The organism is Neisseria benedictiae (assembly GCF_958267435.1).
Classification (GTDB): domain Bacteria; phylum Pseudomonadota; class Gammaproteobacteria; order Burkholderiales; family Neisseriaceae; genus Neisseria; species Neisseria bergeri.
The window spans coordinates 85,664-106,882 of record NZ_CATQFV010000068.1 but is presented as its reverse complement, the minus strand read 5'-3'; the positions used below and the strand labels follow the sequence as shown (position 1 = coordinate 106,882).

The following is a 21,219-nucleotide window of genomic DNA, read 5'->3' as shown; positions in this document are numbered from 1 at the left end:
CGCCTCCATTGAGTGCGGCGGAAGCGACAATGAGCCGATTCCTCCGTCTTCAGACGGCATGGCTGTGTAATCATTCATGGTACATCCTATCTGTCGTGCCGAAATTGCAATCTTCTATTATAGCGTAAAGCAGGTTTAATTGGTTTCCATCCCTCAAAACAGGTAAAATATGTGCGCTGCTGAGCTATTTGCAGCACACTGCCAAAATACAACATTTAAAACAATATTAGGAGCACAAAATGGAACATAAGCTGCCGCAACTGCCTTATGAACTGGACGCATTGTCCCCGCATCTGAGCAAAGAGACTTTGGAATTCCACTACGGCAAACACCATCAAACCTACATCACCAATCTGAACAATCAAATCAAAGGTACGGAATTTGAAAACCTGCCTCTGGAAGAGATTGTGAAAAAATCTTCAGGCGGCATTTTTAACAACGCAGCGCAAACTTGGAACCACACCTTCTACTGGCTGGGTTTCACGCCCAAAGGTCAAGGCAAACCTTCCGGCGGACTGGCCGCCGCCATCGACGCGAAATGGGGCAGCTTCGAGAAATTCCAAGAAGCGTTCAATGCCTGCGCGGCCGGTACTTTCGGCTCCGGTTGGGCGTGGCTGGTGAAAACCCCTGCCGGCGGATTGGATTTGGTTTCCACTTCCAACGCCGCTACGCCGCTGACCACTGAAAACACGCCGCTCTTGACTTGCGACGTATGGGAACACGCCTACTACATCGACTACCGCAACAGCCGCCCCAACTATCTGAAAGGTTTTTGGGAAATCGTCAACTGGGACGAAGTCGCCAAACGTTTTGCCGCATAAGCCGCAAACCGGCAAAATGCCGTCTGAATACATTTCAGACGGCATTTTTTACGGGAAATCCAAATCAATGTCCGCAAGCGCAAGCGTCGCCGTGGTGTCCGCAACCTTTAGCCGCTTCGAGCCATTCGTCGTCATCGCCGTCAAACTCTTCCACTTCGTCAAACTCGCCGCGCTCGACCATGGCGCACAATTCTTCAAGGCTTTCCGCCCCCTCTACCCAAAAACACGGAATATCGGGAGGCGTATCCGGCGCAAGCAATGCCGCCAAACCTTGATGCCACGCAATCCAATAACCGTTTGCCGTTTGGACGAACTGCGCGTCCCGATGCACCGATTCTCCTTCCGTGCCGACGAGCATACGCTCCGCAATACTTTCCTGAAAAGATAAAATCTGCATAAGTGTTCCTTTATATGATGGTTTTCCGTCAAAACAAGGCGTTATTTTAGAACATCGCGCCCGCTTGAGAAACTGCCAACCGCTTTATAACAAATTCGTCTTTGCACCAAACTTTCCATTCTTTCCGTTTTTCAGACGGCATCGTTAAAGTAGCCCTTCCTTTTTTCTATTTTCAGCATTATTTCATGTTACTGCTCAAAACGCCCGGCGTACTGCCCGGCTTCAAAATCAGCCTCGGTCTGACCGTATTGTGCCTGTCGCTTCTGGTGGTTTTGCCGTTTGCGATGATGGCGGCGAAGGCGGCGGAAATCGGCTGGGGCGGCTTTTGGAACACGATTGCCGAGCCAAACGTGTTGGCGGCGGTGTGGCTGAGTTTGCGGATGTCGTTTTATGCGATGCTGACCAATGTCGTGTTCGGCACGCTGGTGGCGTGGGTATTGGTGCGCTATGAATTCCCGGGCAAGGGTCTGGCGAACGCGCTGGTCGATTTGCCGTTTGCGCTGCCGACGGCGGTTACGGGTATCGCGTTGGCAACCCTGTATGCGCCCAACGGTTGGATAGGCCGTTTTTTCGAGCCTTTGGGCATCAAAATCGCGTTTACACCCATCGGCATTTGGATTGCGCTGATTGTCGTCAGCCTGCCCTTTATCGTCCGCGCCGTGCAGCCGGTATTGGAAGAATTGTCGGGCGAATATGAAGAAGCGGCAGCGACTTTGGGGGCAAGCCGTTGGACTACGTTCCGCCGCGTCCTCTTGCCTGAAATCACACCGGCCTTGTTGACCGGCGCGGGCATGATGTTCGCGCGGGCAACGGGGGAATACGGTTCGGTGATTTTTATCGCGGGCAATATTCCGATGGTTTCCGAAATCCTGCCGCTGATTATTACGGGCAAGCTGGAACAGTTCGATGTGCAGGGCGCGTCGGCGGTGGCGTTGTTTATGCTGCTGGTTTCGTTTGTCATCCTGTTTGCGCTGAACGTGATGCAGTGGGCGTTAAGCAGGCGTTCGGGTGCGAAGGGTTGAGGGGTCGTCTGAAAACCTGAACTACGCTGTTACCGTCATTCCCGCGCAGGCGGGAATCCATTGGTGAATTTCGGCTGCCTTATTTATTTTCTGTTTTCCTGTTGCCCTGTGGTGGATTCCCGCCTGCGCGGGAATGACGGTAGCTAGACGTTTTTATTCCCTTAATCAATAAAAGGTCGTCTGAAAACGAATCCGCTCCCCAAAACACAGTTTTTCAGACGGCCTCCAAACATTTTAAAACCAACCAGAGAACACCACCGCCATGAAACCCTATTCCACCAATCCCAACCTGACCGAACCACGCTGGCTGCGCGTGCTGCTGACCGCTGTCGCGCTAGGATTCCTGCTGCTGATGCTGGTCGTGCCGCTTGTCGCCGTGTTTTACGAAGCCTTAAAAGGCGGTTGGGATTTGTACCTGAAATCCTTAAGCGATCCCGAAGCGTGGTCTGCCATCAAATTGACGCTGATTACCGCACTGATTGTCGTTCCCGTCAATGCCGTCTTGGGCGTGGCGATGGCGTGGCTGCTGACCCGTTTTGACTTCCGCGGCAAGCAGTTGCTGACCACCCTGCTCGATTTGCCGTTTTCCGTATCGCCCGTGGTGGCCGGTTTGATGTTCGTCTTATTGTTCGGCGCGCACACGGCATTGGGCGGCTGGCTGGAAGCGCAAGGCATACAGATTATCTTCGCCATCCCCGGCATTGTTTTGGCGACGCTGTTCGTTACCTTCCCCTTTGTCGCGCGCGAAATCATCCCGCTGATGCAGGCGCAGGGCGACAGCGAAGAACAAGCCGCGCTGATTCTCGGCGCAAGCGGCTGGCAGATGTTTTGGCGCGTTACCCTGCCCAACATCAAATGGGCGTTACTCTACGGCATCATTCTCACCAACGCCCGCGCGATGGGCGAATTCGGCGCGGTCAGCGTGGTATCGGGACACATACGCGGCGAAACCAACACCGTCCCACTTTTGGTCGAAATCTTCTACAACGAATACAACTTCACCGGCGCATTCGCCCTCTCCGGCGTATTGGCACTTTTAGCCTTGGCCACCTTGCTGGTGCAAAACATCATCACCAAATTATAGTGGATTAACAAAAATCAGGACAAGGCGACGAAGCCGCAGACAGTACAAATAGTACGGAATCGATTCACTTGGTGCTTCAGCACCTTAGAGAATCGTTCTCTTTGAGCTAAGGCGAGGCAACGCCGTACTGGTTTAAATTTAATCCACTATACAAGACAAAAAACTCGCCGCCGCCGAAAGGAACGCAATATGAGCATCACCATTCAAAATTTAAACAAACACTTCGGAGCGTTCCACGCGCTGAAAAACATCAACCTCAACGTCCCTACCGGCAAACTCGTTTCCCTGCTCGGCCCGTCCGGCTGCGGCAAAACCACACTTTTACGCATTATCGCCGGACTGGAAAACGCCGACGGCGGCAATATTCTCTTTGACGGGCAAGACGTAACCGCCAAACACGTCCGCGAACGCAAAGTCGGTTTCGTGTTCCAACACTACGCCCTCTTCCGCCACATGAACGTGTTTGACAACGTCGCCTTCGGTTTGACCGTATTGCCCAAGCCAGAACGCCCGTCCAAAGAACAAATCCGCGCCAAAGTCGAAGAATTGCTCAAACTCGTGCAGCTCTCGCATTTGGCAAAATTCTATCCGCACCAGCTCTCCGGCGGCCAACGCCAACGCATTGCCCTCGCCCGCGCCCTCGCCGTCGAACCCAAACTCCTACTCCTGGACGAACCCTTCGGCGCGTTGGATGCCAAAGTACGCAAAGAATTACGCACCTGGCTGCGCGACATTCATCACAACCTCGGCGTAACCAGTATTCTGGTTACGCACGACCAAGAAGAAGCCCTCGAAGTTTCCGACGAAATCGTCGTGATGAACCACGGCAAAATCGAACAAACCGGCAGTGCCGAAGCCATTTACCGCAAACCCGAAAACGCCTTCGTTACCGAGTTCCTCGGCGAAACCGACGCATTTGAAGGACGCATCGAAAAAGGCTTCTGGCATTACAACGGTTTCGCGTGGAAATTGGACGCGCAATACAAATGGCAGGAGCAAACCGCCACCGGCTATATCCGTCCGCACGAATGGCAGATCGCCGCCGAACACGAAACCCCGATGATTTGTGCCGAAATCGAAAAAATCCACGCCGTCGGCGCATTGACGCACGTTTTGGTGAAACACGGCAAACAAGACGTGCATATCACGCTGGCTGGCAGCGATGCCGCGCGTTACCAAATCGCTGAAGGCAAAGAATTGAACTTAATTCCGAAACAGGTTTATGTCTTCTCTCAAAACGAACTGATTGAATATTCGATTTAACCCTGAAAGCACAATGCCGTCTGAAAGGCTTTCAGACGGCATTGTGTATTACCCATTAAGCAAGAAACAGCTTGTACGCAGCATTTTGCGTTTCCTCGTGATAGCTGTATCCCAGACTTTCCAAGAAACCGTCAAATGCGGCGGCATCGTGAGGCGGCACATCGATACCGACCAAAATCCGCCCGTAATCCGCACCGTGGTTGCGGTAATGGAAGAGCGTAATATTCCACCCTCCCTGCATATGGTTCAAAAAGCGTGCCAATGCCCCCGGACGCTCCGGAAACTCAAAACTGACCAAACGCTCGTTTTCTACTTTGTCCGTCCGTCCTCCAACCATATAGCGGATATGGATTTTGGCAATCTCATCATCGGTCAGGTCGACATTGGGCAATCCCGCCTCATCCAACCGGCTGCCGATAACCGCCAAATCCTGCGGGCCTGCCGCTTGAAGTCCGACAAAGATATGCGCTTTTTCATCGTCCCCGTAGCGGTAGTTGAACTCGGTAATATTCCTATTTCCCAATATATTGACAAACTTAAGGAAGCTGCCGCGTTCTTCAGGGATGGTAACGGCAAAAATACCTTCGTTGCCCTCACCCAATTCGCTCCGTTCCGAAACGTGGCGCAAACGGTGAAAATTCATATTCGCGCCGCTGGTAACGGCAATCAGGGTTTGGTTTTCCGCGCCTTCTCGGGCAATATAGGCTTTCAGACCCGCCAACGCCAACGCGCCCGCCGGCTCGGTAATGCTGCGCGTGTCATCGAAAATATCCTTAACCGCACCGCAAACCGCATCGGTATCGACTGTAATGATTTCATCCAAAAGTTCTTTGCAGAGGCGGAAGGTTTCGTCTCCGACAACTTTGACCGCAGTGCCGTCTGAAAACAGCCCGACATCTTTCAAATGAACGATTTGACCCGCTTCGACCGATTGCTTCATACAGCAGGAATCATGTGTCTGAACGCCGATAACTTTGATTTCGGGACGGACCTGCTTGATAAATGCCGCCACGCCCGCTGCCAAACCGCCCCCCCCTATCGGGACGAATACGGCGTGAATATCATCCGGATGCTGGCTGACAATTTCCATCCCCACCGTCCCCTGTCCCGCAATCACATCAGGATCGTCAAACGGTGCGATATAGGTTAACCCTTCTTTTTCCGCCAACTCCATCGCATAATCGTATGCATCGTTGTATGAAACACCGCGCAAAACCACCTCGCCACCACGGCTCTTAACCGCATCTACTTTAATTTTCGGCGTAGTCTCCGGCATGACGATAACGGCACGGCAACCCAAACGCTGTGCGGACAATGCCACGCCTTGGGCATGGTTGCCCGCGCTTGCCGCAATCACGCCGCAAGCGAGCGCATCTTTCGGCAACTTGGACATTTTGTTGTACGCGCCGCGTATTTTGAAAGAAAATACAGGTTGCAAATCTTCGCGTTTCAGCAAAATATTGTTTCCCGAACGTGCAGAAAGGCTGCGTGCCGGTTCCAAAGGCGTTTCGACCGCGACATCATAGACAGATGCCGTCAGGATGCGGATGAGGTAATCGGAATAAGGAAGGGGCGTGTTCATAATTCAATATGGGATAATCGGTTTATTAAAATCGCAAAACCCAAAACCATACGCCCAAGACGGCGCGAAAGCAAGAAAAATCCGCCCGATCAGACACCCTAAGCGTATAATCGGCAGGCTGAAACACTCACACAATTAGAATATTTCATGACAGCACATAAAATCCTGCCCGTCCTGCTTTCCATCATCTTAGGCGTTTCTCACGCAACGGCTGCATCGCCCGCGCCCAATAGACCGACGGTACACGCCGCCCCCACGCTCCAAACACCCGAAACCCTCACAGCGGCACACATCGTTATCGACCTTCAAAGCAGGCAGACTTTATCCGCCAAAAACATCAATACCCCTGTCGAACCGGCGGCACTAACCCAACTGATGACTGCATATTTGGTTTTCAAAAACATGAAATCGGGAAATATCCAATCTGAAGAAAACTTAAAAATACCCGAATCCGCATGGGCTTCAGAAGGGAGCAGAATGTTTGTACGTCCCGGCGATACGGTCAGCACCGACAAACTCTTAAAAGGCATGATTGCCCTATCCGCAAACGATGCCGCCCTAACCCTTGCCGGCCGGCTGGGCAACGGCTCGATTGAAAATTTTGTGCAACAAATGAACAAAGAAGCCCGACGCCTGGGCATGAAAAACACCGTATTCAAAAACCCGACAGGCTTGAGTAGAGAAGGACAGGTTTCCACCGCCAAAGACCTCGCCCTGCTGTCTGAAGCATTGATGCGCGACTTTCCGGAATATTACCCGCTGTTTTCCATCAAATCTTTCAAATTCAAAAATATAGAACAAAACAACCGCAATATCCTTTTATATAGGGACAACAATGTAAACGGTCTGAAAGCCGGACACACAGAAAGCGGCGGCTACAACCTTGCCGTGTCATACTCCGGCAACGGCAGGCACATCCTTGTCATCACATTGGGTTCGGAATCGGCGGAAACACGCGCATCAGACAACAGCAAGCTGCTGAACTGGGCATTGCAGGCCTTCGATACGCCCAAAATATATCCGAAAGGCAAAACCGTTGCCCAAATCCAAATTTCCGGAGGCAGCAAAAAAACCGTCCGCGCAGGCTTCCTCAAAGAAGCCTACATCACTCTGCCACATAAGGAAGCGAAAACAGCCGAACAAATTTTGGAAACCATACAGCCGATTCCCGCCCCGGTAAAAAAAGGGCAGATTTTAGGAAAAATCAAAATCAGGCAAAACGGATACACCATTGCCGAAAAAGAAATCGTCGCACTGGAAAATGTAGAAAAAAGAAGCCGGTGGCAAAGGCTTTGGGCGCGTCTGACAGGGCAGTAATCTGCCGTTTCAAATATCCCGTTTTTCCAACAAATAAAGAAATGCCGTCTGAAACACGGTTCAGACGGCATAAAACAACAGGGCGGTACGTATTGCATACGCGCCGCCCTGCTGCTGAAATCAATTAGCGTTTCTTACCGGTAACGGTAGCAACAGCCAGATTTTCATTACGTTTCAAGGAAACGCTTTCTACACCTTCAGGCAATTTGATGTCTGACAAGTGCAAAATGTCGCCGGCAACCACTTCGGCACAATCCAAATCCAAGAAAGCAGGGATGTTGGCAGGCAAAGCAACTACTTCAACAGAAGTGTTCAACAGAGATACGCGACCGCCTTGCAGTTTGACCGCTTGGGAATTTTCAGTGTTAACGATGTGCAGGGGAACGCGGATGCGTACGGGTTGGTCTGCTTTAACGGCTTGAAAGTCGATATGTTGGACTTCGCGGCGGAACGGGTGCATTTGGAAATCACGGACGATAACGTCTTTGGTTTCGCCGTTCAGAGACAATTTAATCAATGCGGTATGGAAAGATTCTTTTTCCAATGCGTAGAATACGGTTTTGTGATCTACGGCAATCGCAACGGGCTCTTGACCTTCACCGTACAGAATACCGGGGATTTGACCTTCGCGACGCAGGCGGCGGCTCGCACCAGTGCCTTGTGCTTCACGAACAGAGGCTTGAATTTCATAAGTCATGTTAAATACTCCAAGTTAGGTAAAATCGCCGTCATCGGCCGCGACCAGCTTAAGACGGCTTCGGGCTTATGGCAGCAACATGCTGCCTGTCATCACTTCTTCATTAAAAAGATATGAGACGGATTCTTCATTGCTGATACGGCGAACCGTTTCGGCCAACAGACCGGCAATCGTTACCTGACGGATACGGTCGCAGTTTTTAGCCGCTTCAGACAAAGGAATGGTATCGGTTACGACCACCTGGTCGATTTCGGATGAGGCGATACGGCTGACCGCCTCTCCGGAGAATACGGCGTGGCTGGCATATGCTAAGACACGTTCTGCACCGCGCTCTTTCAGGGCGACGGCGGCTTTGCACAACGTATTTGCAGTGTCAATCATATCGTCCACAATCAGACAGGTTCTGCCTTGAATGTCGCCGATGATGTTCATGACTTCCGCCACATTGGCTTTCGGGCGGCGTTTGTCGATGATTGCCAGGTCGGCATTCAGGGATTTTGCGACGGCGCGGGCGCGGACGACACCGCCGATGTCCGGGCTGACGACGGTCAGATTTTCAATCCGCTGCTGCTTGATATCGTTCAACAGAATCGGGGTAGCATAAATATTATCCACAGGAATATCAAAAAAACCCTGAATCTGGTCTGCGTGCAAATCAACGGTCAAAACACGGTCGATCCCTGCCGAATACAGCATATTTGCCACCAGTTTGGCAGAAATCGGGACGCGGACGGAACGCGGACGGCGGTCTTGGCGCGCATAGCCGAAATACGGAATGGCTGCGGTAATACGGCCTGCCGAAGCGCGTTTGAGCGCATCCGCCATTGTCAGGATTTCCATCAGGTTGTCATTGGTCGGCGCGCAAGTAGGCTGAAGGATGAAAACATCGCGGCCGCGTACGTTTTCCAACAGTTCGACGGCAACTTCGCCATCTGAAAACTTGGAAACGGAAGCATTGCCCAAAGAAATGTCCAAATGCTTGACAACACGTTGTGCCAATTCGGGATTGGCATTGCCTGTAAATACCATCAAACTGTCGTACGCAGCCATATTCTCACCTGATTTTATGTTTAACTTCCGCTCAGAAAACACAATGCTTCCCTCCGCTTGTACCAAGCCCGACATTATACCTGCAACATCCGACACAAACAAAGGCATTTCAATATTTTTATTTCTATGAAATAAAAAGCGTGTAAGCAGGCTTACACGCTTTTATCTGGCTGGGGAGGAAGGATTCGAACCTTCGCATGCTGGAATCAAAATCCAGTGTCTTAACCGCTTGACGACTCCCCAACTCGTTTGACTTGGCTGGGGAGGAAGGATTCGAACCTTCGCATGCTGGAATCAAAATCCAGTGTCTTAACCGCTTGACGACTCCCCAAAAAAATATGGCTGGGGAGGAAGGATTCGAACCTTCGCATGCTGGAATCAAAATCCAGTGTCTTAACCGCTTGACGACTCCCCAACAATGTTTATACGGACAACAAAGGATGTTTTGAAAGACCCTCTGCTAAATATGCCTCGTACAAACCTGAAACTTGTCGGTATGTATTGTATGCGCTATCCCTATCTTGAAATGCTGCAAATATACAGGCTCCTGAGCCTGTCATCATTGCAGAACCGTATTTCGACAACTCGGAATAGGCTTTCCAAACTTCGGGGTATTCTTTAAATACCACTGCCTGCATATCATTTCTGAACGGTTGCAGGTTTTGGAAAGTCGGCATTATGCTTGAGGCGGAATTTCGTGTCAAGCCTTCGTGTGTGAAAATTTTTGCGGTGGAAACGTGGACGGGCGGTTTGACGATAACATACCACTGTTTCGGAATATCCATTTCGTCCAGCCTGTCGCCTATACCCCGCGCAAACGCATTTTTGCCGAAAATAAAAAACGGCACGTCCGCACCCAGTGTTGTACCCAGTTCAATCAGCTGCGGCGTTGTGAGCCCGCACTGCCACCAACGGTTCAACACCAGCAAAACGGTTGCCGCATCCGAGCTTCCTCCGCCCAAACCGGCCCCGGTCGGAATTTTTTTGTCCAACCATATTTCCACGCCGTCGGGGTTGCGCGCATATTTTTGCAGTAATGATGCGGCACGGTAGCTTAAATCCGCTTCCTGCGGCATTCCGTCAACTGGATTGTGCAGGATGATTTTGCCGTCGTCCCTCGGTTTCAAATATACGGTATCCTGCAAATCTATCAGGCAGAATATGCTTTCGATATTATGATAACCGTCTTCCCGCCTGCCGGTAATCCTCAAATCGAGATTCAGTTTGGCAGGGGCGGGAAACGCCTGCCGTCCGTCCGTAATATTCATCTGTCCGCCTTATCTCGTGCGCGCCGCACAGCGTTCCGGGGTTTCGGTTTCAGACGGCATTCCAATCTCGGTGAAAACCAGCCTGATGTTCAATTTCCCGTTGTCCAATTGCAGGATGCGGGTTTTTCCTCCGCTGCCTGCGGTTCTGCCGATTGTCCAACCGTATTGTTCCAATATGCCGTCTGAAAGGATGCGGTAAGGTGCATGGGCAACCCGTCTGCCGTCTGCCCAGATATGCAGATATTGGATTGGCAGCTTGAAGCCAATAAGCTGCCGGCTCAATTCTTCCGTACTTTCCGCCTGATAAACATTTCCTTTAGCATCCACTGCCAACGCACCGTCTTTGTCTTGACACAACTGCCCGAGCGTACTGCCCAAAGGGGTGTTGATATTGATGGTTTCCACAGGCGGTTGGTATGTCCAATCGAAATTTGCATACGAACCTTTCCCTTCCGCTTTGACTGCCAACCGCCCTTCCGCCGTGAACCTGCGGGTGTGTTCGGACGGCTGCCACAGGTTTTCGTTATTTTGAGGTAATTGCGCGCAAGCGGTCAAAAGCAGGATGACCGATGCGGATACGGTGTGTTTCATCAGAATTTCCTTAACGGGTGCTATCCTGTCGGCCGGCGGGTTCGATGTGCCGTGCAAAACGCGTGCGAACTGCATGCCGTTTGCCCGAATGCCGCAGCTTCCCGGCAAACCTTATGCCGTCTGAAAGGATGGGCCTGCATTATTTCCGGGGTTTGCGGGAAGGTTGGGGCAATGCGATTCCGTAGCGTTTGAGCGTTTCGCGCCATATTTTCTTGTCTCCCGTAAGGTGTGCCGCCTGAGTCCACACGTCAACCGCCTGATCGCGTTCACCCAATGCCCACAACACTTCGCCCAAATGGGCGGCAACTTCGGGCCCGGGGTCGTTTTCAAACGCATACCACAGATACGGCAGCGCGCTTTCCGCGTCGCCTTTCAGGTAATACGCCCAGCCTATGCTGTCGTTGACGGCGGTATCGTCCGGGTTGATTTGGTATGCCGTCTGAAGCAGGGCGAAGCCTTCGTCCAAACGCTTGGAATCGGTCAGCAGGCTGTAGCCCAGATTATTCATAATTTGTGCATTGTCGGGCGTAAGTTTGAGCGCGGTTTCAAGGTCGGCAATCATTTTTCCCCGTTTGCCGAACTGTTCGTAAATAATGGAACGCTGTGCCAATGCTTCCGCCAAAGGTTCCGCGCTTCCCGCCGCCGAAAGTTTGGCGACAATCTTGTTCAGCCCGATCAGGGCTTCCCGTTTGTCGGGCAGCTTCGACAGGGCGAGCATCTGTATTTTGGACAAATTGTCTGCCGTAAAATACCGCCCCTGCTGTTCGGGCAGCTTCCTCACCTTCCCGATCTGCCGCAAAGCCGCCCTGCCTCCGTCCAATTCGGCAGCCGCCGCAGCCGCCAGCACGCCTTTGTCGAACAGGTATTCCGGCGCGGACACTTTTTTCAACCACTGCCTGACTTTGGCGTAATCCCTGTGGTCGGCATATATCATCGCCGCCGTCATCGCCGCCCTGCTCCTCTGCTCCTCCGTCCCCCTGCCGTATGCCTTTTCGGCATAGCCGTCGATAACGGAAGCACCTTCTTTCCGGTTTGCCGCCAATATTGCCGCCTGAATATACAGGTCTGCATTCGGATTGTGTTCCAACAGCACGTTCAAACGCGCATAGGCATCATCCGACCTGTGCAGGGAAACCAGATTCATGATTTCCATTTCCTGCCAGACGGTTGAAAGGTTTTTGGTGTCTGTCTGCTCGAAAAAGCCGTCGAGTATTTCGGGATATTTGCGTGCAGTCAGACGCAACGTCATTAAAGTGGGGGGCAGTATTTCCGTATCGAACTTCGCCAAACGCTGCAAAGCACCGATTGCCTTTTCCTTTTCGCGTCCCTGTACGCTGAACACCGCATCGGCAACCGCCGCTTCGGGCAGATGTTCATATTTCAACGCCGCGCGGCGGACGGCCTCCGATGCTTTTTGCGCCAAGCCGCCCTGCTGCACGGCGGCTTGCGCCAGCAGCAAAAATATCCTGCGTTTTTGCACATCGTCCGATTGCGCCAGCACTTCTTCCAATCCGTCAAGATGCTGATTTCCCCCTTCCCTCAATACGTTCCGTAGCCATCCCGCCCGTTTTTGCGCCTCACCCGGCACAGGCTCGATTTCACGCCATTTCTGATAAATCATTTCCGCCTGTTCAAACGCGTTCAGCGACACGGCCATTTCCAAGGCGCGTTCGGCGACTTCGGGGGATTTTGTGCGTTCCAACATCAGCATATAGCTTGCCAGAGCCGTTCCCGCCTGCCCTTTTTGCAAGGCGGTTTCGCCGCCCAGCAGCGTAAATATCCTGTTGACCCGTTCGCCCACTGCCGCAAGCCGTGCGCGTTCGTTTTTGATTTCTTCCTCGCTGTAACGCTGCTGCTTTCTGAAAACCTTTCCGACTTCCTTCGGCGGCTTCACATCAACCGTATCCCTGCCGGCGGCGGACACCTGTCCGACAAGCAGGGCTGCCGCGAGCACAGATAAAATGGTGAAACGGGCGGGTAACATAATCATCCTTTATCCGACATCCGTCCGAACCTCCAGACGGCATATTGAGCCTATAGACAAGGCATCACTTTATCACAAGCCAAACGGTTTGTAGATTTGCAAAACCCGCCAGAAGGCAGGGCTGCATTTTGGGATTGCGTAGGTTTGCCTGCATACGATGCAGGACAATCCTTGCCTTATCATTTGGTTTGACAGTTTAATTTATTGAACAAAAAGAAATTTATTTCATTCCGTCTATTTTTCGACATGATTCCGAAGCACAGCCGACGGCAAAATGCCGTCTGAAACGCAAATCCGCTTCAGACGGCATTCCCGACTCCGACGGGCTAAGGCAGGACGACTTCCACATTGTCAATCAGGCGCGTCGTCCCCAGACGGGCGGCGGCCAAGACCACCAGTTTCTTATCTCCCGCCCGAGCCACTTCGAGCGTATTGGCGCGGCGGATTTCGACATAATCGACCGTCCAGCCGTGTTCCGTCAGGGATTGGACGGCGCGTGTTTCCAAACCCGCATAATCCAAACCGCCCTGCGCCAAGGATTCGGCAACAGCCTTTAATTCGCGGTACAGGCGCGGTGCTTCGGCACGTTCCGCCGCACTCAAATACTGGTTGCGGCTGGAGAGTGCTAACCCGTCTTCCGCGCGCCCTGTATCGACAGGCACTATTTCAACATCAAAATTCAAATCCTCGACAAAACCTTTAATCACAGCGAGCTGCTGGTAATCCTTCTTACCAAAACAGGCGATGTCCGGGGAAACGATATGGAACAGTTTGGACACCACCGTCGCCACACCGCGAAAATGCCCCGGGCGGAATTTGCCGCACAATTCGTTTTGCAGATGGGGCGGTTCGACGTTGTAACGCTGTTCCACGTTCGGATAGAGTTCTTTCTCATCGGGCGCGAAAACAACGGCAACGCCTTCGGCGGCAAGTTTGTCCGCATCCTGCTGCAAAGTACGCGGATATTTGTCGAAATCCTCGCCCTGACCGAATTGCAGGCGGTTGACGAATATGCTGACAACAACGTTGTCGGCGCGTTTTTTGGCTTCGCGAACGAGGGCAAGATGCCCTTCATGCAGATTGCCCATGGTCGGCACAAATGCCACCTTTCCCGCATTTTTACGCCACGCGCGCAGTTCTCGAATGGTATGTATGATTTGCATAACGGTAATCCTTATCCTTCGGGCTTCCTGCCCGACAAAACGCGCCGATTATACGCGCCGCGCACGGCAAAACAAAATGCCGTCTGAAACGGCATTCAGACGGCATCGGCAGCAGACCTTGTTCAGTCTGCAAAAATATGTTCCGCAGCAGGGAAGGTTTTGGCTTTGACTTCGGCAACATACGCCCGAACCGCCGCCTGAATGCTGCTTTGCCCATGCATAAAGTTTTTGACGAATTTCGCCGTTTTGCCCGGGAAAATGCCCAGCATATCGTGCATCACCAAAACCTGACCGTCGCAATCGACACCCGCGCCGATGCCGATGGTCGGACAGGCAACAGTTTCAGTTACCTTTTTTGCCAGTTCCGCAGGAACACACTCCATCAGCACGACCGCCGCCCCCGCATCATCATGCGCCTTGGCATCGTTAAGCAACGCCTGCGCCTTACTTCCGCGACCCTGAACCTTGTATCCGCCGAAGGCAAACACGGATTGCGGGGTCAGACCGATGTGGGCACAGACCGGAATGCCGCGCATTTGCAGAAATTCAGTCGTTTCCGCCATCCACACGCCGCCTTCGAGTTTGACCATATGCGCGCCGGCCGCCATCAGTTCGGCGGCAGCGGCAAACGCCTGCTCCTTACTCTGCTGATATGCACCAAACGGCAAATCGCTGACAATCATCGCATTTTTTGCACCGCGTGCTACACATTCGGTGTGATAACACATATCGCTCAGGCTGACGGGCAGCGTCGATTTCCGCCCCTGAACCGCCATCCCCAAAGAATCGCCGACCAGCAGCATTTCCACGCCAGCATCGTCCATCAGCGCGGCAAAACTGGATTCGTAAGCGGTCAGCATAGCGATTTTCTCGCCGGCCGCCTTCATTTTTTGCAGTGTGTTCACAGTAATCATCAGATATTGTTACCCCGCCCTTTTCAGACGGCCTTTTTAGTTTGAAACGGGCTATTATAGTGAAATGCCCGCAGCCCTGCCACCGACCGTGCCGCAAATGCAAAACAGCCCGACTGTTTTATACAATCAGGCTGTCAAATCTGGTGCCGGCACCAAGAGTCGAACTCGGGACCCCCTGATTACAAGTCAGGTGCTCTACCAACTGAGCTATACCGGCTTACTGAAATGTTTTGCAACACCATCAGCAGAAATGGTGCCGGCACCAAGAGTCGAACTCGGGACCCCCTGATTACAAGTCAGGTGCTCTACCAACTGAGCTATACCGGCAAAGAAGGCGAATTATGCAGGCAACTTCACACTTTGGCAAGAAATTTGTTCGACCCCCTCATAAAAATACACTAAGTATCTTATTTAAAACAAAATTAATTTGAAACAGAACAAGCATCGGCATTCTGATAAAATATCCGCCTTTCAAACCGACCGTTCACACCGATGGCAAGACATCCCTACCGCCGCCTGCGTCCTGCAAAATCCGGCTTTCCCGAAGTCGGCATTTCCGAAGAAGGCAATATCCGTTCGCTTCACTTGGGCAGCGACACCATCCAAAGCTCGATGAACCTCGACCACCCGTCCGAGCTGGTGCTCTCTTACAGCCGCGCGATGATGGGCTGGCTGCTGCTTGCGGAACGCCTGCCGCAACATATCACCCAAATCGGCTTGGGCGGCGGTTCGTTTGCACGCTGGATAGACACCTACCTGCCCGACACGCGCCAAACTGCCGTAGATATCAACCCGCAGGTCATCGCCATTGCCCGCAGCCTGTTTGAGTTGCCTTTCGAGGGCGAGAAATTTGAAATTATCGAAGCAGACGGTGCGGAGTACATCAAAGTCTTCCGCCACAATACCGATGTGATTTTGGTGGACGGGTTCGACGGCGAACAAATCATCGATACGCTGGTTGAAGAACCGTTCTTCCGAGACTGCCGCAACGCGCTTTCTTCAGACGGCATATTCGTTACCAACTGGTGGAGCGGCGACAAACGCTACCAACGCTTCATCGAACGCCTGTTAAACGTCTTTGAAGGGCGCGTCTTGGAACTTCCTGCCGAAAGTCACGGCAATGTCGCGGTAATGGCATTCCAAAGCAGTCCCAAAGAGCAAAACATAGACAAACTCAAAAAACGTGCCGACAAACTGAGCAACGCATACGGATTGGACTTCCACCGCATGTTCGCCGACCTGAAAGCATCCAACCCCAACAACGGCAAGCATTTCCACCTTTAAGCAACTATCTTTACGGTTGCATCGGAATATGCAGAAAATCAAGAGGAAACCATTATGCTGAAACCCGAAACCATACACATACCCGGCCCTGCCGGCATTTTAGAAACCATCCATATCCCGTCCGAACAAGTACCGGCGCGCGGCGTTGCCGTCATCAACCACCCCAACCCCCTCCAAGGCGGGACGAACACCAACAAAGTCATCCAAACCGCCGCCAAAGCCTTAAGCAAACTCGGCTTCCACTGCTACCTGCCCAACCTTCGCGGCGTAGGCGGCAGCGGAGGCACACATGATTACGGACGCGGCGAAACGCAAGACTGCCTCGCCGTCATCGACTATGCCCGCGCCCAACATCCCGAAGCCCCGGAATTTGCCTTATCCGGCTTCTCCTTCGGCGGTTATGTCGCCACATTTGCCGCACAAGCGCGCACACCCGATTTATTGCTGCTCATCGGCGCGGCAGTCTGCCACTATACCGACCGCCCCGAGCCGTCCGCCGTTCCCGACGTTGCAAAAACGCTGATGATACACGGCGCGGAAGACGAAGTCGTCAAAATCGGGAAAGCATTGAAATGGGCAGAACCGCAAGATTTGCCCGTCATTACCATCGCCGGTTCCACGCATTTCTTTCACGGCAAACTCATCGTCCTGCGCGACACCATCCTCCGCTTCGCGCCCGTATGCCTGAACGGATAAAGCCCCTTTCAGACGGCATCGATAATATCAAACCCGTATCGGCGGCATCTGCCGATACGGGTTTGCATTCCCTCTCATTATAGGCAAAACCCACTGCAAAACACCCTTTCCCGACCCGACAAAGGGTCTGCAAACGCAATCTTTTTTGCCAAGAGCTTCAAAGGTTTCCGATAATCCTCGCTTCCCGCTTCAGACGGCACGGGATAGAGCGCGTCATTCAACAGCGGCATACCCAAGCCCATCATATGCACGCGCAACTGGTGTTTCTTGCCCGTATGCGGCGTGAGGCGGTAAAGGCTGAATTTCCCCCTGTTTTCAATCAGTTCGACCGTCGTGTGCGCATTCGGCACGCCTTCCGCCTCTTGCGTCGTAAAAAATTTTTCACCCCTTACCAAACGCGAAACCACATCGAGCGGATACAGCAAATCCGTCCTTGTCGGCGCAAGCGCCTCATACGTTTTCCATACCGTTTTGTTTTGAAACATCGTCTGATAGGCTCCGCGTGTGGCAGAATTGTGCGACAGCAGCATCACACCCGCCGTATCCTTGTCCAAGCGGTGCAGCGGCGTAATGTCTTCAACATTCAAATGCTGCAATTCAGGGCGCAGGCGCAGACGTGTAAGCAGCGTTTCCCTCAAAAAACGCCCGCTGGGGATGACGGGCAGAAAATGCGGTTTGTCCACGACAATCAAATGTTTATCAATATGCAAAATTTTTTCTTCAAACGGAATACACGGCTCATCCTCACTGCTGGTTTCCCGATAATAAAACATCGTCTTACCCGGCTCGAACAAAGTATATTCGTCCAACGCCGCACCATCCGAACCGACCACAAAACCGCTGTTCAACCGCCTGCGCCAATCGTCCGCGCCCACAAAAGGAAAGCGGATGCACAGAAAATGCAGCAGCGGCAGCCCGTAAAACTGCTTTTCATGCGGCAGCACCAAATAACTGGGTTTGACACCGTTCAACAACGGAAGAGGATTGTTGCGTTTTTTCATGCGGCGGATTGTAACCGTTTTTCACAAACTTTTCAGACGGCATATCAAAACATAATTGATAAAAACAAATATATCGTTTTTTTGATTTAAAAATTTATTTAGACAGAATTATCGGATATTCATTACCATTCTTAAATAAGAATTAATATCAATAATAGGAAATATGAAACGTATCTTTTTGTCCGCCTTGCCCGCCATCCTGACTTTATCCGCTTATGCCGACCTGCCCTTAACGATTGAAGACATAATAACCGACAAGGGCAAATGGAAACTTCCCTTACCTACCTGAACAGCGAAAACAGCCGCGCCGCACTTGCCGCACCGGTTTACATTCAAACTGGCGCAACCTCGTTTATCCCCATTCCGACCGAAATCCAAGAAAACGGCAGCAATACCGATATGCTCGTCGGCACGCTCGGTTTGCGCTACGGACTGACCGGCAATACCGACATTTACGGCAGCGGCAGCTATCTGTGGCACGAAGAACGCAAACTCGACGGCAACGGCAAAACCCGCAACAAACAGATGTCCGACATATCTGCCGGCATCAGCCATACCTTCCTCAAAGACGGCAAAAACCCCGCACTCATCGCTTTTCTCGAAAGCACGGTTTACGAAAAATCGCGCAACAAAGCCTCGTCGGGAAAATCGTGGCTCATCGGCGCCACCACCTACAAAGCCATAGATCCGATTGTCCTTTCCCTCACCGCCGCCTACCGTATCAACGGCAGCAAAACCCTTTCAGACGGCATCCGCTACAAATCGGGCAACTACCTGCTGCTCAACCCCAACATCTCATTTGCCGCCAACGACAGAATCAGCCTGACCGGAGGCATCCAATGGCTGGGCAGGCAGCCCGACCGGACGGACGGCAAACGGGAATCCTCCGGAAACACATCCACCTACGCCCATTTCGGCGCAGGTTTCGGTTTCACCAAAACCACGGCTTTAAACGCATCCGTACGTTTCAACGTTTCAGGGCAAAGCAGTTCCGAACTGAAATTTGGCGTACAGCATACATTTTAAGCAGGTTTTGATTTTCCAACCTTGTAATCCAAAGGAGTTATTATGAAAAAACAAATCACCGCAGCCGTAATGATGCTGTCTATGATTGCCCCCGCAATGGCAAACAGCTTGGACAATCAGGCATTTGAAGACCAAGTGTTCCACACGCGGGCAGATGAGCCGATGCAGTTGGCGGAGCTTTCTCAAAAGGAGATGAAGGAGACTGAGGGGGCTTGGGGACCGGTAGGTGCATTTATCGGAGGAGTCGGAGGCGGAATCGGATATATGATGAACCAGCAACTTAGCGGAAGCAGATTTTCTCCCACAGCATTCACTCTTGCCGTAGGGGCGGGAGCTTTTGGAGGGGCGACAGCAGGTCCGGCAGGGGTTGTATGGGGATTTAACCGATCTTTGGCAACAGGTATGGTTACGGGTGTTGCCCAACGATATGGTAAATAAATATATAAAAACAGCAATCAGCATAACCGCCATATCTATATTTTATCTTCTAACTCAAGAAAGCAGCGGCAAAACTGAAGAACCATCATATTTCTTGATGTTCATGTTTCTCAACTCGCTTTGGTTTGAAGAAAATAAAACAGTTATGGCTGCCGTTACGGCAATGATTGCCGCCCACCTTATATTTGTCACACTATCCGATTAATAAGCAAACAAAAAGGCTGCTTGGAAATTTCAGGCAGCCTTTCAGGAGGACTTTGATGAAACATTATCTCCTCCCTAAGAATTTGTTATGAAAAAACAAATCACCGCAGCCGTGATGATGCTGTCTATGATTGCCCTCGCAATGGCAAACGGCTTGGACAAAATGAATTAAGGACATTAGCTGTTTTTACAGAAATTTTTAAAATGGATGATTTGATTGTAGCTTTTTTAGGCTATTTATCAGGTAAATATAGCGAAGGGAAAATAAGCAGATTAGAAATATCCCTAACGGCAGGAAGTATTTTCTTTGCAGTATTCTTTATTCATGAACTGATAATTTTTATTGTTGATGGAAATAAGGAAAATCTTTGGAATTTTATTACTGAGATGATGAAAGATTTATTTTTATTTTCATGTTCTGTTTGTTTATTATTCTACTTCTTATTATTTATTGCGGAAACTATTGGGAAAACAATCAATAAAATTAAATAAGATATTTAAGCCGCTAAAACCATTTAAGTATTTTATCTTTTCTATGCGGCATTTATCTTGGAATTGAAATACTGCAATCGGACTGCCGTTACGGCAATGATTGCCGCCCACTTTATATTTGTCGCACTATCCGATTAATAAGCAAACAAAAAGGCTGCTTGGAAATTTCAGGCAGCCTTTCAGGAGGATTTTGATGGAACAAAAAAGGCGGTTTGCCGCTTCCCTGCTCCTCGCCGCCGCCCTGCCGCTTTGTGCACATTCTTTTCCCTTTGCGGAAGAAAACCCCATAGCCTACGGCAAAGTCAAAATACAAAGCTGGAAAGCGCAGCGGGATTTCAATATTGTAAAGCAGGATTTGGATTTTTCCTGCGGGGCGGCTTCGGTGGCGACGCTTTTGAACAATTTTTACGGGCAAACGCTGACGGAAGAAGAAGTGTTGAAAAAGCTGGATAAGGAGCAGATGCGCGCGTCGTTTGAGGATATGCGGCGCATTATGCCAGATTTGGGTTTTGAAGCGAAAGGCTATGCCCTGTCTTTCGAGCAGCTCGCGCAGTTGAAAATCCCCGTCATCGTGTATCTGAAATACCGTAAGGATGATCATTTCTCGGTATTGCGCGGTATAGATGGCAATACGGTTTTGCTTGTCGACCCGTCGCTGGGTCATGTTTCGATGAGCAGGGCGCAGTTTTTGGATGCTTGGCAAACCCGTGAGGGAAATTTGGCAGGTAAGATTTTGGCTGTCGTACCGAAAAAAGCCGAGACAATTTCAAATAAATTGTTTTTCACACATCATCCCAAGCGGCAGACGGAGTTTGCAGTCGAACAAATCAGGCAAGCACGTGCAGAGTAAGTCAAATGCCGTCTGAAAACTGTTTCAGACGGCATTTTTACCCGTCCGCAAACCACCCCCAACCTCACAAGCCCT

General features: G+C 51.3%; 21 protein-coding genes, 5 tRNA genes and 1 pseudogene. 12 read left to right on the top strand and 15 right to left on the bottom strand.

All coding sequences use genetic code 11. The annotated features are described in order from the left end of the window. The first annotated feature begins 239 nt into the window (after nucleotides 1-239). Nucleotides 240-821 carry a superoxide dismutase gene (locus tag Q3O12_RS09115; RefSeq protein WP_301670159.1) on the top strand — a complete coding sequence of 194 codons (582 nt, stop codon included), beginning with the start codon at nucleotides 240-242 and terminating at the stop codon, nucleotides 819-821. A 64-nt stretch (nucleotides 822-885) separates the two neighbouring features. Here the strand turns inward: Q3O12_RS09115 and Q3O12_RS09110 are convergent, their stop codons facing one another. Next, nucleotides 886-1,218 carry a general secretion pathway protein GspG gene (locus Q3O12_RS09110; protein ID WP_118782836.1) on the bottom strand — a complete coding sequence of 111 codons (333 nt, stop codon included), beginning with the start codon at nucleotides 1,216-1,218 and terminating at the stop codon, nucleotides 886-888. Nucleotides 1,219-1,403: 185 nt separating this feature from the next. Between Q3O12_RS09110 and cysT the strand changes: the two genes are divergently transcribed. The 3 genes from cysT (at nucleotide 1,404) to Q3O12_RS09095 (ending at nucleotide 4,587) form a co-directional block, all read left to right on the top strand. Next, nucleotides 1,404-2,240 carry a sulfate ABC transporter permease subunit CysT gene (cysT, locus tag Q3O12_RS09105; RefSeq protein ID WP_301670158.1) on the top strand — a complete coding sequence of 279 codons (837 nt, stop codon included), beginning with the start codon at nucleotides 1,404-1,406 and terminating at the stop codon, nucleotides 2,238-2,240. Nucleotides 2,241-2,502: 262 nt separating this feature from the next. Beyond that, the gene (gene cysW / locus Q3O12_RS09100; protein ID WP_301670157.1) at nucleotides 2,503-3,324 is read left to right on the top strand and encodes a sulfate ABC transporter permease subunit CysW; all 822 of its coding nucleotides are present in this window, start codon (nucleotides 2,503-2,505) and stop codon (nucleotides 3,322-3,324) included. Between the two features lie 189 nt (nucleotides 3,325-3,513). After that, the gene (locus tag Q3O12_RS09095; protein WP_301670156.1) at nucleotides 3,514-4,587 is read left to right on the top strand and encodes a sulfate/molybdate ABC transporter ATP-binding protein; all 1,074 of its coding nucleotides are present in this window, start codon (nucleotides 3,514-3,516) and stop codon (nucleotides 4,585-4,587) included. A 55-nt stretch (nucleotides 4,588-4,642) separates the two neighbouring features. Here Q3O12_RS09095 and ilvA read toward each other — a convergent pair whose 3' ends face one another. After that, nucleotides 4,643-6,169 (bottom strand): threonine ammonia-lyase, biosynthetic, encoded by a 1,527-nt coding sequence (gene ilvA, locus Q3O12_RS09090; RefSeq protein WP_301670155.1) that lies wholly within the window; start codon nucleotides 6,167-6,169, stop codon nucleotides 4,643-4,645. 147 nt (nucleotides 6,170-6,316) lie between these two features. Here ilvA and Q3O12_RS09085 point away from each other — a divergent pair, with 147 nt between their 5' ends. Further along, entirely contained in the window at nucleotides 6,317-7,486 is a 1,170-nt protein-coding gene (locus Q3O12_RS09085; RefSeq protein WP_301670154.1) for a D-alanyl-D-alanine carboxypeptidase family protein, read from the top strand. 124 nt (nucleotides 7,487-7,610) lie between these two features. Here Q3O12_RS09085 and Q3O12_RS09080 read toward each other — a convergent pair whose 3' ends face one another. The 12 genes from Q3O12_RS09080 to Q3O12_RS09025 form a co-directional block, all read right to left on the bottom strand. After that, entirely contained in the window at nucleotides 7,611-8,183 is a 573-nt protein-coding gene (locus Q3O12_RS09080; protein WP_301670153.1) for a 50S ribosomal protein L25/general stress protein Ctc, read from the bottom strand. A gap of 66 nt (nucleotides 8,184-8,249) precedes the next feature. Further along, nucleotides 8,250-9,233 carry a ribose-phosphate pyrophosphokinase gene (locus Q3O12_RS09075; protein WP_107818814.1) on the bottom strand — a complete coding sequence of 328 codons (984 nt, stop codon included), beginning with the start codon at nucleotides 9,231-9,233 and terminating at the stop codon, nucleotides 8,250-8,252. A gap of 167 nt (nucleotides 9,234-9,400) precedes the next feature. Then, nucleotides 9,401-9,476: transfer RNA gene (locus Q3O12_RS09070), tRNA-Gln, on the bottom strand. Nucleotides 9,477-9,488: 12 nt separating this feature from the next. Beyond that, nucleotides 9,489-9,564, bottom strand: a tRNA-Gln gene (locus tag Q3O12_RS09065). Nucleotides 9,565-9,572: 8 nt separating this feature from the next. Then, a tRNA-Gln gene (locus Q3O12_RS09060) sits at nucleotides 9,573-9,648 on the bottom strand. A gap of 7 nt (nucleotides 9,649-9,655) precedes the next feature. Then, nucleotides 9,656-10,501, bottom strand: coding sequence for a 4-(cytidine 5'-diphospho)-2-C-methyl-D-erythritol kinase (gene ispE / locus Q3O12_RS09055; RefSeq protein ID WP_301670152.1), 846 nt, complete (start codon nucleotides 10,499-10,501; stop codon nucleotides 9,656-9,658). A gap of 9 nt (nucleotides 10,502-10,510) precedes the next feature. Then, nucleotides 10,511-11,092 (bottom strand): outer membrane lipoprotein LolB, encoded by a 582-nt coding sequence (locus tag Q3O12_RS09050; RefSeq protein WP_301670151.1) that lies wholly within the window; start codon nucleotides 11,090-11,092, stop codon nucleotides 10,511-10,513. 139 nt (nucleotides 11,093-11,231) lie between these two features. Beyond that, on the bottom strand, nucleotides 11,232-13,076 hold the full coding sequence (locus tag Q3O12_RS09045) for a tetratricopeptide repeat protein (RefSeq protein WP_301670165.1): 1,845 nt from the start codon (nucleotides 13,074-13,076) through the stop codon (nucleotides 11,232-11,234). Between the two features lie 326 nt (nucleotides 13,077-13,402). Next, nucleotides 13,403-14,239: a pantoate--beta-alanine ligase gene (panC, locus tag Q3O12_RS09040; protein WP_301670150.1), complete on the bottom strand. Its 837-nt coding sequence runs from the start codon at nucleotides 14,237-14,239 to the stop codon at nucleotides 13,403-13,405. Between the two features lie 122 nt (nucleotides 14,240-14,361). Next, complete coding sequence (gene panB, locus Q3O12_RS09035) at nucleotides 14,362-15,153, bottom strand: 3-methyl-2-oxobutanoate hydroxymethyltransferase (protein ID WP_301670149.1); 792 nt, start codon at nucleotides 15,151-15,153, stop codon at nucleotides 14,362-14,364. Between the two features lie 141 nt (nucleotides 15,154-15,294). Further along, nucleotides 15,295-15,370 (bottom strand) — tRNA-Thr (locus Q3O12_RS09030). A gap of 34 nt (nucleotides 15,371-15,404) precedes the next feature. Then, nucleotides 15,405-15,480 (bottom strand) — tRNA-Thr (locus Q3O12_RS09025). A gap of 165 nt (nucleotides 15,481-15,645) precedes the next feature. Here Q3O12_RS09025 and Q3O12_RS09020 point away from each other — a divergent pair. Together Q3O12_RS09020 and Q3O12_RS09015 are read left to right on the top strand one after the other, a co-directional pair. Next, entirely contained in the window at nucleotides 15,646-16,437 is a 792-nt protein-coding gene (locus Q3O12_RS09020) for a polyamine aminopropyltransferase (protein ID WP_301670148.1), read from the top strand. Between the two features lie 54 nt (nucleotides 16,438-16,491). Beyond that, nucleotides 16,492-17,133 (top strand): alpha/beta hydrolase, encoded by a 642-nt coding sequence (locus Q3O12_RS09015; RefSeq protein ID WP_301670147.1) that lies wholly within the window; start codon nucleotides 16,492-16,494, stop codon nucleotides 17,131-17,133. 77 nt (nucleotides 17,134-17,210) lie between these two features. Here Q3O12_RS09015 and Q3O12_RS09010 read toward each other — a convergent pair whose 3' ends face one another. Next, nucleotides 17,211-18,134, bottom strand: a complete 924-nt coding sequence (locus Q3O12_RS09010; protein ID WP_301670146.1) for an RluA family pseudouridine synthase — start codon at nucleotides 18,132-18,134, stop codon at nucleotides 17,211-17,213. Between the two features lie 163 nt (nucleotides 18,135-18,297). Between Q3O12_RS09010 and Q3O12_RS09005 the strand changes: the two are divergent. From Q3O12_RS09005 to Q3O12_RS08985, 5 genes and pseudogenes are all read left to right on the top strand, one after another. Next, nucleotides 18,298-19,160 (top strand): annotated as a pseudogene (locus tag Q3O12_RS09005) (meta-pathway of phenol degradation family protein). A gap of 42 nt (nucleotides 19,161-19,202) precedes the next feature. Further along, nucleotides 19,203-19,598 carry a hypothetical protein gene (locus Q3O12_RS09000; RefSeq protein WP_301670145.1) on the top strand — a complete coding sequence of 132 codons (396 nt, stop codon included), beginning with the start codon at nucleotides 19,203-19,205 and terminating at the stop codon, nucleotides 19,596-19,598. Continuing rightward, complete coding sequence (locus Q3O12_RS08995; protein ID WP_003707391.1) at nucleotides 19,588-19,803, top strand: hypothetical protein; 216 nt, start codon at nucleotides 19,588-19,590, stop codon at nucleotides 19,801-19,803. Before Q3O12_RS09000 ends, Q3O12_RS08995 begins: the two co-directional genes overlap by 11 nt. Nucleotides 19,804-20,006: 203 nt before the next feature. After that, nucleotides 20,007-20,294, top strand: a complete 288-nt coding sequence (locus tag Q3O12_RS08990) for a hypothetical protein (protein WP_003707389.1) — start codon at nucleotides 20,007-20,009, stop codon at nucleotides 20,292-20,294. Nucleotides 20,295-20,487: 193 nt separating this feature from the next. Further along, nucleotides 20,488-21,144: a C39 family peptidase gene (locus Q3O12_RS08985; protein ID WP_301670144.1), complete on the top strand. Its 657-nt coding sequence runs from the start codon at nucleotides 20,488-20,490 to the stop codon at nucleotides 21,142-21,144. Nucleotides 21,145-21,219 lie beyond the last annotated feature (75 nt).